Annotated in this window: 7 protein-coding genes; 3 read left to right on the top strand and 4 right to left on the bottom strand. The window is 64.0% G+C overall.

The features are described 5' to 3' along the window. Positions 1–9 precede the first annotated feature (9 nt). Genes AC3D25_RS24275 through AC3D25_RS24260 form a run of 4 tightly spaced genes read right to left on the bottom strand, consistent with a single transcriptional unit; the run spans position 10 to position 10,842 of the window. On the bottom strand, positions 10–1,188 hold the full coding sequence (locus AC3D25_RS24275) for a tetratricopeptide repeat protein (protein ID WP_488891014.1): 1,179 nt from the start codon (positions 1,186–1,188) through the stop codon (positions 10–12). Between the two features lie 54 nt (positions 1,189–1,242). After that, positions 1,243–2,835: a DUF4331 family protein gene (locus AC3D25_RS24270; protein ID WP_488891013.1), complete on the bottom strand. Its 1,593-nt coding sequence runs from the start codon at positions 2,833–2,835 to the stop codon at positions 1,243–1,245. Between the two features lie 45 nt (positions 2,836–2,880). Further along, positions 2,881–7,620, bottom strand: coding sequence for a GMC family oxidoreductase (locus tag AC3D25_RS24265; protein ID WP_488891012.1), 4,740 nt, complete (start codon positions 7,618–7,620; stop codon positions 2,881–2,883). Between the two features lie 30 nt (positions 7,621–7,650). Next, positions 7,651–10,842 carry a hypothetical protein gene (locus AC3D25_RS24260; RefSeq protein WP_488891011.1) on the bottom strand — a complete coding sequence of 1,064 codons (3,192 nt, stop codon included), beginning with the start codon at positions 10,840–10,842 and terminating at the stop codon, positions 7,651–7,653. A gap of 259 nt (positions 10,843–11,101) precedes the next feature. On the opposite strand from AC3D25_RS24260, the gene AC3D25_RS24255 reads away from it, so the two are divergent. The 3 genes from AC3D25_RS24255 to AC3D25_RS24245 all read left to right on the top strand — a co-directional run bounded on the left by AC3D25_RS24255 (position 11,102) and on the right by AC3D25_RS24245 (position 13,393). Next, positions 11,102–11,515 (top strand): hypothetical protein, encoded by a 414-nt coding sequence (locus tag AC3D25_RS24255; protein WP_488891010.1) that lies wholly within the window; start codon positions 11,102–11,104, stop codon positions 11,513–11,515. 59 nt (positions 11,516–11,574) lie between these two features. Further along, a complete protein-coding gene (locus tag AC3D25_RS24250) occupies positions 11,575–11,961 on the top strand; it encodes an ester cyclase (protein WP_488891009.1) in 387 nt (128 codons plus the stop codon). Positions 11,962–12,154: 193 nt separating this feature from the next. Continuing rightward, entirely contained in the window at positions 12,155–13,393 is a 1,239-nt protein-coding gene (locus tag AC3D25_RS24245; protein ID WP_488891008.1) for an MFS transporter, read from the top strand. Positions 13,394–13,429: the final 36 nt, after the last annotated feature.

Below are 13,429 nucleotides of genomic sequence, written 5' to 3'. Positions count from 1 at the left end.
CGTTACCGGTCAGCGATGGACGTGAAAACCCGTCGCGTGGGGATTGATCCGGTGCGCGCGCAGGGCAAGCGCATCGCCGTCGTTCGAACGCCCGGCGGCTCGCATGACGGTCGCCGCGCGTTCCAGCAAGTGTGCGTCCACCGCGCCCGAATCGAGCGCGCGTTCCATCGGCGCGATGGCTTCCTCGAAGCGGCCCGCGCGGTACAACGCCCACGCCCAGGCAGCCAGCGTCGCGTGATTTTCGCGCAATGCGAGGTCTTCCGCGGCCCATCGGATGGCTTCGTTGCCGTCGAGCCGCACGTCGGCGTGGAAGTCCGCGAGGTGGTGCAAATAGTGGATCTCGCCTCGCGCGACCGACTGAAGGTAGGCGTCGCTCGCCGAGGCGAACCAGCGTTCGGCGTCGTCGCGGCGTCCCATGAACGCGTAGAGTTCGCCGAGCGCCTGCATCAGTTCGGGGCGCGAAACCTCCGCGACCACGCGTTCGTACAGCGCCGCGGCGGCCTCGCATTCGCCGCGCGCGGCCATCAGTTCCGCCCTATGCTCGGCGACGACCCAGTGCCCGGAATAAGCGCGATCTGCGCGGTCGTAATGCGTTTGCGCCTCGGCATGACGGCCGCGCGAAAGTTCGAGCAGGCCGCGCTGAAGCTCGATCCACGCATAGTGCCGCATTTCCTTGACGGTCAGTTCGTCTTCGGCTTCTTCGAAGTGTCGATGAGCCGCGTCGAATTCGCCCATCTTGAATTCGAGGTGTGCGAGGCGCGCGAGATTATCCCAGGATCTTTCTTCATCGATCACCGCGCGGTACGCCTTGCCCGCTTGCGCGTAACGGCCCGCCTGCGTGTCGAGATCGGCGCGTAGGGCGCGGCCTGCCAGACTGGCGTCGAGCGCCGGACTGGATTCGAGCGCGCGCTGCACGGTGTCGAGCCGATGAAACTTGAACGCGACGTTCGCCTTCAGATAGCACAAGTCGGGATCGGCGCGAACGGGCTGGATCAAATTCTCGATCGCGTCGCCGACCGCGCTCAACGCCGCGAAATCGCCGCGCAGCGACGCATGCTGATAGCGCTTGTAGACGGTGCGTTTCGCGCGCTCCATGCCTGCGTCGCTCCCGCTCGGCGCGGAATCGAGTGTCGCGAGTTCGGCCTCGATGCGCGCGAGTTCGGCTTGATAGTCGGTGTGTTGTGTCATGCGGGTTCTCCGGCGCGTGTCACGTTATGCAAGATGCCATTGTGTTTTCGACACTCAAGGCCACGGCGGCGCCAGATAGGGAAAATCGGGAAGGAAGTCGCGGTCGTTTCTCATCGGATTGGGCGAGGTCTTCGGCTGTACCGGCGCGGCGGCCCATAGCGCCGGATCGCTCAGCAGTTCGATGTGATATTTGCGGCCGTTGAACTCGGCATCCATATCGAGAAAGAGCGAGAGAAAGCGATTCGCGACCTGATCTTCGAGACGGCGGCCGTAAGGCCAGGTGCCGGTGGTATCCATGTCGATCGCGCAGACGTTCGGGATGAAAATTTCGACCGCGCGGCGCAGCGGGATGTCGAGTCCCTTCGGATTCCACGAGTCGTCGGGCATGTTCAGCGGCTGGAACAGCAGTTTCTGCACGCGCGGGAACGCGGCCGCGACGAGTTCGTAGGTGCGATGAACGGAGACTGGCGAGTTGTCGTGGTCGAAGCAGGTCGCGAGACCCAGCGCGGTGAGCGACGGCCCGAAGCCCCAGCCGAGATGCGCGGCGCGCTTGATGAAGGTCGGCGCGAGCCAGAAATTGTTTGCGCCCAACTGGCGGCTGTCTTCGCGCTCGCTGAACCCGGCGTCCGCGAACGGCTGGCCGTCGGTGTCCACCAGTTTGTAGCGCTTGAGTTCGTCATCGACGCGAAAGGCATCGAACACGGACAAGGGATGATCGAGCCAGAACGGATGATCGGGAATCGTTTCGACCTTGTTGGACGCCTTGCGGACCCAGCTTTCGCCCCATACGTTGACGATCCGGTCTGCGGCCGGATTGCGCGTGAGGAAGGCGAGCGGGATGTCCAGCACGATCGCGTTGATGTTCTTGCCTTGCTGGCAGTCATAGCCCGAGTAGACGAGGCGGTAATCGCCGTTTTCGTCCTTGCGGAAGCGGTCGCCGTTCCAGGTGTGCGGGCCGGGCGGCAGGTCGCGCTTCGAGCCGTTGGGCCGGCCGTGTACGTTGTGATAGCCCCAGTCGGGATCGGCGGGATCGGCGTTGAAGAGCGTGTTGCCTTCCAGTTCGATCAGCGTCTTAGGGATCGGCAATTCACGCATGTCCGTCATGGTGTGAGGGACGTGATAGAACTGCGGCGCGTAGTTGATCGAGCGGAAAAAGCCGGTGAGGTCGTTGAAGAACGCATCGTCGCGGCCGCCGATGAAGGTCTTGATGGCGTGGCCGTCGGGGGTATCGATGGTGAGAACGCGGTCGATGTCCACCGTCGTCGCAAAGTCGCCGCACGGGAAGTTGAAGAAGCGGACGGTGGCGCGTTGCGATTCGTCGACAGTGACGCGGATTTCCGACGCGCTCGACGGTCCCAGATACTTCGACTTGACGGCGTCGAAGTAGCGCAGAAGCGTCTTGAGGCTGCGGTCGTCGCCGTGTGGCCAGACGGCGCGCGGCGCGGGCGCGATCTGTACGCGGTACAGCATGTCGGTGTCGAGCGTGCCCGCTTGCGGGACGGCGGCGAAGGTCAGCGCGATCAGCACGCGCTCGCCGCCCTCGGGGTCGTCGCTCGGCCAGCCGAACAGGTCGTAGAGATCGGCGGCGCTGACGTCGATGTCGGAGAAGATGGTGTTGACCGCGTTGGGGTCGTTGTGGTCGGCCATGAATGGCTCCGGTGCGGTGAGCGGCGGCGCGGCGCGCCGCCCGGCTCAGTGAAAGAGCTTTCCCGCCGCGCACTGTCCGAGCATGCGGTAGGCTTCCCACTGGTTGTCGTCGAAGAACTGGTCGAGCGTGGTCTGGTTCGGATACGCTTCATGCAAGGCCGCGTAAGTCCGCAGATCCGTGGGCAATTCGTCGATCAGGCACGGCTTGACCAACAGCAGCCAGCTTGTTTTCTCGGGATCGTCCGCATAGGTGATGCGCGCCAGCGCCGCGCTCGACGGGCCGCTGCGCTTGAAATTTTCGAACGCGCCGATCCGGTCCGCATGGACATGGTCGATCAGCCACGCGGGCGGCGTCTGCGCCGCGCCCGCTCCCGTCGCAGTAAAAGCCCTCCAGCCGGTGGCCGGGTTGCCGGCGCGCGCGCGTGCATGGGTCGGATCGAGCCAGTCGATCGTCGCGCAGAAATCGAGCCGGACCTGACGCGTGAGCAACGCGAGATCGTCGAACAGATAGGCCGGGTCCGAGGTCGCATCCACCGCGATGATGACCGGCAAGCGGCGGCGAATCAGTTCGTAGAGGCCGGTGTTGTCGAAGTGGCCGCCGTCGCTCAGATACCAAAGGCGTTCCGCGGGCCCCGGAAAATAGGCGCGCCATTCGTTGAGCAAGGTCGCCTGAAGCGTGAAGAGCGTGGACGGCAGCGACTTGAACCAGCGCCACGGTCCGGGCGGATAGCGGCCCGGACGGCGGCCGCCCGGAATGCCGCTGTTCCACCAGTAACCGATCCGCACGTTCAGCAGGCCGAGCAGCAGCGACTGCGCGAGCCGCGTGCTGCGTCCTGCGCCGGTCGTATAGGCCGCGCCGGAGATCGCCATCCATTGGCCGAGCCGCAGGCGTTCCACCTGCACCGGTCCGTCGTCGGCGCGCGCGAGGACGTGGAACTCGTGAGGATCCGGCTCGACGCGCACTGCGCTGACCGGCGCGAGCCGGGTCGGCGTGTCCTGCGTGCGCGGGTCCCAGAGCGCGTGAAAGCGCCTTCCGACACTGATCCCGGCCGGTCCCGCGCACACCGGCATGCCTTTGTCGTCGTGCAGTTGATTGCCGGACAGGGGATCGACGGTGTTGTTCACGCACGCGCCCATCAGATGCAGCGGACCGCCCGAGTGTTCGGGGTGGTACTCGTCGAAGTCGATGTCGTCGTGGAGATCGCTCACGTTGACGGGCACGGGCGTATCGGTGCCGGTCGGATGAACGCGCGCATTGTTCGATGCCCCGAGAAACGTCCGCGCGAGCTTCTGCGAGTAAGCCTGCTGCAGCGACGACAGATTCAAGAACAGGAGCGTGCGCCCCACCACGACCGATGCCAACAGCGCCGACACCACGCACCATTGACCCACCTGACGTCCATGGCCGAACGCGAAATAGACGAGCATGTCGAGATAAAGCAGCAGCGCGAACACGAGAACGAACGCGAGCGCGCCAAGCAGGATCTGCAGCCAGAGTCCGGTCGCGGGCGCGGTGCCGGGCTTTGGCGCGCCCTTCAGCAGATTCACTGCGAATCCGCGCAACAGGGGCAGCAAGGGAACGGCGGCCATCGCCGACCAGCCGATCTTCGGCAGCGTATGTTCGTAGATCAGCCGCGCGGCGGTGTCCAGCACGACCCACAAAACGGCGGCGAGCAGGCCGAACAGCGCGACGCCGAGCAATCGCGTCAGCCGGTTGCGCACGATCGTGTTGCTGGCCGCGGGGTTCGTGGGATCCGTAGACGACGGCTTGCCCCATTGCGTCTGCGAGGATTCCGGCGGCACCCGCCAGCCCGCGACGGCTTGTGCGGCCCACGAGAGCAGCAGCACGCCGACCGCCGCCGCGCCCCAGTCCTCGATGCCCGGCACCGAGAGCGCGCAAATCGCGCAGCCGAGCAGCACCAGCCACAATAAAAACGGCAACCACGCGCGCACGTTGCCGCGCGGGTTGCCCAAGAAGGTCAGCCAATAGCCGATGGCCGATGGCAATACGCCGAGCACGAAGACCGCGACAGGAAGCCACCACCAGACCGACAGCGTGACGCCGGCAATCGTCGGCCATTCGAATTCGCGCGGCACCGGCCATTGCGCGATGCGCGGGCAGCACAGCGCGAGCCAGTCGATCAGGCCGAACACGGCGAACATCAGCGTACCGATCCACAAATGAACGGACGCGAGGTTGCGCAGCACGACGGCGATATCGAACAAAGTATCGCGACGGCCGCCGCCGTCGATGTACTGCGCGTGACGCCGCAGCCAGCCTATTTCCGGCGATGCGGGGTCAGACAGGATCGACTCGACGCGCGCGGTCTCGTCGTTCGAGAAATCGGGCTGCTGCGTGAACAGACGGCCGAGGAAGGACGCTGCGTAGCCGCCGCCAGAAACCGACGACACGTAGTCGATATCGCGCAGCCGCCCGCATTTTGCAAGCGCCTGAAGCACGCCGAGCGAGAACGTCGCACTGCGGATGCCGCCGCCCGAAAGCGCGAGGCCGACGGCGTCTTCCGGCAGTTTCGCGTGATCGGCGACGCGTCCCAGGGTTGCAACGCCGGCCGCCTCGCGCCGAGTGCGGATCGCGGCGGCTTCCCGTTCTTCGAGGAGACGCGGATAGTCGGGGGAATCGGCGAGCAGCACGTCGGCCGCTTTTTCGCTGATCATGAATGTCGGCGTGACGATGAAGTAGCCGGGAATATGCGGAAAGGCCGAGGTATCGACCACGCGCAGATTGCGCACGCCATGCACGCGGAAGCTGCTGTCGAGCACGGCGTCCCGATCGTTCAGGTCGCGGGTATCCGCGCGCCAGCGGTCGCGGCCGATCCGGCAAGTGCCGCACGCGTGGTGTCCCCACGCTTCGTTCTTGATCCATTGACGCAACTCGGGCGAATCGTTCGCGCGCGCCATGCCCGGCTGCACTTCCGCCTTGGGGAAGACCGTGACGGTGTCGTTGATCTGGCGCACGGCCTTCACCGCGTCGCACAGCGCCGTTACGTCGCGCTCGCAGCGGCCGTCGTCGTCGGGGAGGTCGTCGAACGAATGGAAGTCGATCTGCGGCGCTTTTAGCGCGTCGGCCGAACGCAAGCGGACGGTGCCGCGATCGTTGCTTGTATACGCTTTCAGAACGACCCAGCTCCATAGATTGCGCGAGTCGGGCGGCGCGCCTTTCACGCGGCTCAACAGTTCCTTCGACCAGTTCCAGTAGTAGCCCCGGAACGCCGCCGACACCCCGAAGATAAAGAGGTCGGGTGCCGGCGGATCTTCGGTGTTGATCGTCGATGACAGCATCATCGCGACAGCGCCGCCGTTGATTGCGTACAGACCGCTCCCGTCGGCCACCCATTTTTTGAGCACTGGATCGTTGGGATCGTCGGGCGTGAAGGTGGCGCGCTGGAGCGTCGAAAAATCGCGCTTTGCTTCGGTAATCACGCTGACTTCATAGCGATCCTGCAAATTGCGCCCGACGCCCGGCAGATGCACGATGGGCGCAACCGGGTTTCCGTCGGCATCGAGCAGACCCCGGACGCCCTTGTCGCGCAAGTCCACGTTGTCGCCGATCCCGCTCAGCATCAGCAGTTGCGGCGTATTGAACGCGCCGCCGCAGACGATCACCTCGCGCTTCGCGAACACCTTCGTGCGCGCGGCGGCGTCGGTCGGCTTCGTCACCATCGGGCTGGCGTCGTAGAGATGCTCGCCCAGCATCAGTTCGACGCCGACCGCTCGCGGCGCGTCGTGTCCGGGCGCGAACAGCACGCGCATTGCGTGGGCGGGATTCAGTATGACGAGGCGGTCGGGATAGCGCGCCGCGACATCCAGCAGATGATCGCGCAGGCCGAAGCGGCGCTTGCCGTCCGTGCCGATAGAAATGAGCGACAGGTGATCGCGGTCCGGGATGAGCGGCGAGCGCACGTTCGGGTCGAGGAACTTGAGGACTTGCAGCCGAAGGATCGCGCGGCCGATGGTCGAGCGTTCGCTGCGTTTCGCGAGCGCCGAGAAGACCACGTCGAGCAGCACGCGCAGGAAGGTCCGGTCGCCACGCACGATACCGGCGACGACGATCGGATTGATGAAGCTGGTCGGCTGCCAGCCCTTGAAGCCGTGGCCGCCGGGATTGAGTTGTCCGCGCGGATCGAGCCGCACAGCAACCGCGCGAATCCAGCGCAGAAAATTTCCGCCGAATCCGCGATAAACCGCGTAATACAGGCAGTTTTCGATCTTCGCGAAGTAGCCCTGCATGTTCTCGGAGCGCCACGAGTCGTCGTTGGTGTAGGCGGCGAGCCGGTCCCAGTCGGCGTCGTTGGGCCGAATGATGATCATCGCGTAATGCGCGGTGCAGCCGCCGATCGCCGCCGCGCGAGGGTACTGAATGCCGCCGCGTTCGCTGCTGCCGCTGCCGCCCGCCGACGCATCCTTTGACGCGTTGTACTTGGTGTCCTGTTGCTGTTTCACGTCATCGGCGTAATGGCGCACCGAGAACGTCCAGCTCATCTCCGGGTCCTCGGTCGCGGCCGCGTGAAATGCGGGCACGTCGTAGACCTGCCGCGCGGGTTTCGTCGTGCCGCTGGCGATCGGCTCCGTCGCGGGCTGCCCGGTCGCCGGGTCCACACCCGCTTCGATCAGCAAGACCTTGCGCCCGCCCAGCGCGAGACGCGCCGCGAGCGGTCCGCCGCCCGCGCCCGATCCGACGATCACGTAATCGAACGGCGTCGCGCCCGCGTCTTGCGCGAGTTTCAGCAGTTCGTCGCGGGGGGACATCGCGGCATTGTCGGTCATGGCAGAGGCCCGGTCAGCGAACGCGACGCATCAGAGCGTCTCGAGGAAAGCCTTCAATTGTTTCTTCTCGTCGGCCGAGAGGGTTTCGCCGAACCAGTGCCCGCGATCCATCACGAAGTCCGGACACTTGCTGGCCTTGAGCAGCGCCGGACCGGCTTCCGCCTGAAACGCGGCGAGCGCGCCGAAGCTGTCGTCGGTGCGATGTTCTTTCGCCAGCTGCGCCTCGTACTGCCGGACCCGTAGCACGCCGCGCGCGAGTCCCGATACGGCGCGGAACAGATCGAGCGGCGGCGCGTCGGGATCGAGATTCATGATGAGGTTCACCGGCGTTCCCTGTGGAATAGGGCCGATGCTGATGTCCGAGACACGGCCATCGACGAACGCACCGACAAACCGCCCGACGCCGAAGAACGCGAGGGCGCTCACGAAAAACAGCACTTGCGCGGCGCGGCGAGCGCGCGGACGCATGAAGAAGAGACACGCGCCGGCGAGCGCGATGACGGGGATGGCCCAGAGCCACGGATAGAGCGTATCGATTGCCGAGGCGCGCAACAGTGTCGCCAGCACGGCGGCGAAGAGCGCGAGCAGGCTTCCCGCGAGCCGCGCCTGTCCGACGAACACGAAGACCAATGCGATCGCGGCCAGGATCAGCCAGAGATAGCCGGTAAGGAACGAGATCGTCCTGGGACCGAGCACGCCGGCCAGCAGCGGACGAATGAACGGCGCACGAAAATCGATGAAGGAGCGCTCGGTCGTGCGATAGATAAAGCCGGTGTCGTCGAAGCCCGGTTTAACGGCGAGGCCGGAAACCCGCGAGAAATTCGCGCGGAAATCGCCCGGAAGGCCGCTGCCGCCCGCGCGTGTTTTGTTGTTGAGCAGCTTGTCGATGGCGTCGTCGAAGGCGGCGAGGCGGCCCTTGACCGAAGGGTCGCCGTTGTAATGTCCAAGCGAATTGTTGTGCAGCAGCGGGGCTGTCGCCCAAAGGCTCACGAGCGATGCCGGCCGATAGTAGCCGGGGCCGCCGCCCGGTGGCGCATAGCTGTCGTTGTTGCCCCATTCGTCGACGCCGCCGGTCGATTTGAACGGATTGAAGAAGTGGACCGCGCCGACCGCAGGCAGCGATTTGTAGTCTTCCGACGAGAAGTTGTCCCAGACCTGTCCGCGCATCGCGTTGGTCGCGACCGCGCGTTGCGAGTTGGTGCCGGCCAGCGTGATGGGTACGCGAACGTCGGTGGACAGGTAGTTGTGGGCCGTAAAGATATCGCGTCCGCGATCGGGTTCCTGATCCATGAAGTGCTTGAAGCGCTCCACGTAGTCGAGATACGGGCGGCTCAGCTTGAAGTCGTTCCAGTCGGCGAAATCCATCGGCAATGTCAGCACGCTGCTTGCGCTGGCCGCGCGCCAGTCGCGCGAGAAATTCAGACGCTGGTTCGCCGGCTGCCTGCTCGAATGACAGACGACACAGTTGTTCACGAAGACCTTGCTGCCGAGTGCCGCGTCGGCTTTGCTCTGCTCGACGATCTGATGGCCTTCGGGCGTGGCGTCGAGTTTCATCGGCTGCGTGACGGTCGCGCCGGATTGGGTCACGTAGGTAAAGAAGCGCTCCAGCTCGGGAATGCGAAAACGCTGTGACGTGCGCCAGTAAACCGATTTTTCCTGGATCGTCGCGAGCTCGAACGGACGCGGTGCCGCGTAGCCGACGATCGTGTTCTGGACCTTTCGCCATTGCTCCGAATACGCGCCGATGTTGAGATAAACCCGCGCCAATGCACCTTCCACGCCGATGCTATCCGCGCCGTCGAGCAGCACACGCGGCGTGTGGCGCGGATTCAGGCTGAACAGGGGGCCGTCCTCGATACCGCGTATGCGCAGATTCTCGGCGCTCTGCTGCTCGGGCGGATTGACCGCCGCGCGCGCGAGGCGGGCGTTGATCTCGAAGATGGCGTTGATGGTGTTCGGGTTGTTGATGTGGTCGGTGCTCACGAGCGACGTGTCGATCGTGCCGGGCTGCTGGCTCGCGAGAAACTGCCAGAGGAAACTGTGCGGTTGCTTCAGATTCGAGAACGCTTTCTCGGGTCGCCAGTATTGATTGCCGATCGTGCTCGACAAGTTGCCCCATTGCGGATGGTTCGGATCGTCGGGCGGCGCTAGCGGATGCGGCGCGACATGGCAGAACGCGCACGTCATGGCGACTCGGAATGGCCGGACGAGCATCGGGTCCGCGTGAACGGTGTCGTCCGTCTTGCTGTAGTAGGCGCGGCCGCCGTCCTTGACGACGCGCTCCTGCCAGTAGCGGCGCGCGTTCTCGGCAGCGGTCGATTTGCCGAAGAAGTCCGGGTTCGGATAGAGCCGCAATCCGACCACGCCCGTGGGATAGCCGTACACCTGCGGGTCGACGCCGTCGTTTCCGAGTTGCTGGATGGCGTCGTTGTAGAACTTCACGTCGCCGATTTCGAAGAACGTCTGGAAGCTGCTGCCCTGATGATCCTGCGGCGGCTTGACCTGCTCGGCGGGCTTGCCCGTGCGCGCGTCGATATCGGTCTTCGGGGCGTCGAGCGCGTCTTTGCCCTGATCGAGGTAGAGGCCGAGTCCGGCGAGCGGTGTCTTGCGTGCCGACATGCCCGGCTGGTTGATCAGACCCGCGTCGGAAAAGCGGCTGTCGCGCTTGCGTGAATCCAGCAGGATCAGGAAGTCGGTGATGCCGTAGCCGTGTTCCTGCACCCAGCCCCAGAATGCTTCGTTACCTTCACCCCACAGCATCCACGTGTTCTGTCCGCGAATGGCATCGCGTGCATCGTTCGGCACGGCTTTGCCGTCGAAAAAGTCGATCGGGCGCGGCGTCTTGTCGTCGCCGACCATGACCTTGTCGACCTCGCTGAAGATATTCCGCGTCTCGGTGGGAAAGCACGCTTCGGTTCGCGGATACAAGGTGACGCCGCCCGCTGTGACGCCGCCGCCCGCTTCATCGAGCGGGGCATTTTTTTCGAACGGGTCGTGGGGCGCGGCGTCCGAATTTGGCCTCGGCGCGCGCGCGGCGCCGGGGAAGTCGCGGCGCGCCTGGGCAAGTATTCGTGCGGTTTCGGAAGCTGGCGATGCATCCGATGCCGCCTGACACGGCGAGACGAGCGCGACGGCAAGCAGACCCGCTGTCAGCAGCGCGCCGCGAAATTGCCGAGCGCCACGTTGGATTCGATACCGTACTGCGCTGGACAGCGAAAGCATGATCGCCGCTCCTGAAGGTCAGTGTTCCCGCGAAACCGTGTGCCGATTCAAACTGGTTTAGCGGTTTGCTTAACTACAAACTGCAAACGCTCGTCTAATCCTCAAGACGAATGGTTCGAGAGATTTGTGAAATACCGCCGCGCCATCGCGTGGCCATGGTTTTTCGATAGCCGATGTAGGACGGGCCGCGCGTTACTATGCGAAAGACGCCCGCACCGGGAATTTCGTGGCCGCGGCGTCGGCGAATGGGGAGCACACGATGTCAATCGACTGGAAGCGTCGCGTCAGAATATTCGTTCAGCGCTTCTGGCAGCCGACGAGCGCCTGCATGACGTGCATGCCGGGTAGCTGGGGCAATATCATGAGTTGGGCCCACTGGATGACGGCCTTGCAAACGGGCCTGTTCACCGGAATTCTGGCGCTGCTTCTAACTTTCACGCCTGCGGCAAGGCTCTATACGAACCGGTACGGCAACGCGCTGATGGTCGGTGCATTGACTTGCGTCGGGGATGCCTACTCGCACGTGAATCACTACGGCATTCCGTTTGCGGAAGCCTTCGTGACCGGTTGCATTTCGGGAATGCTGACGCTGGCGGGTTCGTATCTGCTTGAAGACCGCGCGCGGCGCGTTCGGCTGGCATGGGCACGAATCGTCGGCCACGCGGTTCATTGATCGCCTGAGTGTCTTTTAATTTTCGACAGCTGAAAGACCTGCTTAACAAGGATAGTGCCGTGAATAAAATCGATCTTTCGAGCGTGTATCAAGGCTACATTGCTTGCCTGAATAAGCAGGACTGGGAAAACCTCGCGCAGTTCGTCGGCGACGACGTGACGTACAACGGCAAGCTGATTGGTTTATCGGGGTATCGCGACATGCTGGTGAAGGATTTCGATCAGATTCCAGATCTTCATTTCAACATTCGTCTGCTGATTTCCGATTCGTCCGGCGTTGCAAGCCGCTTAGTCTTTGACTGCGCGCCCAAAGGGATATTTCTCGGACTGCCGGTTCATGGCAAGCGGGTGACCTTCTCGGAGAATGTCTTCTACGAATTTCAGGGCGAAAAGATTCAGAACGTATGGTCGATTATCGATAAGGCCGCGATCGAAGCGCAACTTTAGCGCCATTGCGTTCATTCAATGCGCGTTGCGGGATTGCTCGATTCTCCGGGCGCGCGATTCACCGGGCCGGTGAGTTCTGCAGCAGATCGTAAGCGATGTTATGTTGCGGCAAGAATCGGAGTCACGGTGCATCGACGCACGCACCGCTTTCCGCTGCCACGATATTTAATCCTTCAGATCCTCGCAAATTCACATGCTCACGGAAGATAACGGGCTGCCCGCAAGCGCTACCGACAACGCTTCGTCACTGCGTCAATGGCTCGCCGTGGCCGCGGTGACGGTCGGCGCATTCGCATTCGTCACGACCGAATTCCTGCCCGTCGGATTGCTGCCGCATGTCGCGCGCGAACTGGATATTTCGTCGGGCACGGCCGGGCTGATGGTCACGACGCCCGGCATTATCGCGGCGATTTCGGCGCCGGCCTTGATGCTCGGGGCCGGGCGGATGGATCGGCGTTATGTTTTTCTGCTTTTGACGACGGTCCTTCTGGCGTCCAATCTGTTGTCCGCTTTCGCACCGAATTTCGGCGTCATGCTGATCGGACGTGCGTTGCTGGGCGCCGCGCTGGGCGGATTCTGGACACTGGCGACATCCGCCGCGCGGCGGCTCGTCGAACCTCGGGACGCCGCGAGAGCGATGGCCGTGATCCTGACCGGCGTGACTTGCGCCACCGTGATCGGCGTGCCGTTGGGGACGTTCATCGCCAGTCTTGCGTCATGGCGCGTCTCGTTCATGGCGACCGGCGGCCTCGTGGCGATCGCGCTCGTGGCGCAGCTATTCCTGGTTCCGTCGCTTCCTTCCGCCGCAGCGTTGCGCCTTGCCGACCTGACCGCGCTGCTGCGGCACGCGCATCCGCGCCGGAGTCTGCTGATGGTCGCGCTCGTATTCGGCGCTCACTTCTCGTCCTATACCTATGTCACGCCGTTCCTGCTCGGCGACGCGCACCTCGACATGTCGACCATCACCTCGCTGCTGCTCGGCTTCGGCATCATCGGTTTCTTCTCGAACTTCGTGGCATCGACCACGGTGGTCCGCAATCTGAAATTGTCGGTCGCGGCGATGGTGTCGCTCATGATGTTCTCGTTATTGCTCTTGCCGATCCTGCGCCATTCCGGATTCGCGGTGGGCGCGGTCGTGCTCGCGTGGGGCATCGCGTTCGGCGCGCTGCCGCTTTGCTTCAGCGTATGGATTCAGCGCGCGACGCCCGAGCAGCCGGAAGCAGGATCGGCGTTGTTCGTCAGCATCATTCAGGTCGCCATTGCAGCGGGATCGTTTGTCGGTGGAACCGTGGTGGATCATCTCGGCATTCCCGCCGATTTCCTGCTGGGCAGCGGGCTTGCGCTACTCGGCCTGGCGGCGCTCGCGAGCATCGGCACGCAAGAGACGCGGGCGAAAGCCGCCGTGGTTCCGTGCAGTGCGACGCCGGAGTGAAGCGCAATTCCGTGAGCGTTTGGAGCGCGCAGCTAT

It is taken from the genome of Caballeronia sp. SL1002, from assembly GCF_057814995.1.
This window is presented reverse-complemented; position numbering and strand designations above follow the sequence as displayed.